Source organism: Psychrobacter sp. T6-1 (assembly GCF_052258445.1).
Map to the genome: position 1 here is coordinate 1 of NZ_JBQQFC010000626.1, position 834 is coordinate 834.

At 46.3% G+C, this 834-nt stretch carries 1 protein-coding gene; it reads right to left on the reverse strand.

Features of this window, described 5'->3' with window-relative positions; genetic code table 11:
- A partial coding sequence (locus tag ACTXGO_RS15015; protein WP_443575083.1) for a Clp protease N-terminal domain-containing protein occupies nt 1–689 on the reverse strand: 689 nt, incomplete at its 3' end.
- Nucleotides 690–834 lie beyond the last annotated feature (145 nt).

Consider the following 834-nt stretch of genomic DNA (forward strand, 5'->3'; position numbering starts at 1 on the left):
CGTAGTCCTTCTGGCACATCACCATTGATGATTTTTTGCGCTAGACCCTCAACGATCGCGGTTTTACCGACGCCTGGCTCACCGATGAGCACAGGGTTATTTTTGGTACGGCGTGAGAGCACCTGAATGGTACGACGAATCTCTTCATCACGGCCAATCACGGGATCAAGCTTACCGGCCTCAGCTTGCTGCGTTAAATTAATCGTGTACTTGTTAAGCGCATCACGCTGATCTTCGGCGTTTTGATTATCAACCGTATCATCACCGCGCAATTGCTCGATGACGTCTTTCATTTTGCTAGCCGTAACGCCTGCACTCTCGAATATTTTTTTGGTTTCGCCTTGCTCCGCTAATGCCAAAAGCACCCATTCGGTCGCGATAAAATCATCACCCTCTTTTTGCGCTTGACGATCTGCCAAGTTCAAGATTTTGACCGAGTTTGGGTTTAGGTTAACATCCCCTGTGGGATCGCTAATGGTCGCTTGGCTATCTAACGCTTTGGCGACGCCTTTTTTGAGCGCAGGAATGGACGCACCTGCCTGCTGACATATGGACAAATTCGACTCATCTTGTAATAAGACAGCCAGTAGATGCACGGGATCTATGCCGGTATGGTCATGACCTAGAGCGAGGCTTTGCGCTTCTTGAATGGCGGTTTGCAGCTTTTGCGTAAATTTTTCGAATCTCATAAAGTATCCTCTAATAATAAATGGCTAGCCGCGACTTTTATAAGTATGTAATGACGCCGCTAACCTTGGGTTGCTATCTATATAAGGGACAAAGGAGATGATTTCAACTCCCAATTAGCCCTTGTCAATAATAAATAATGACTTT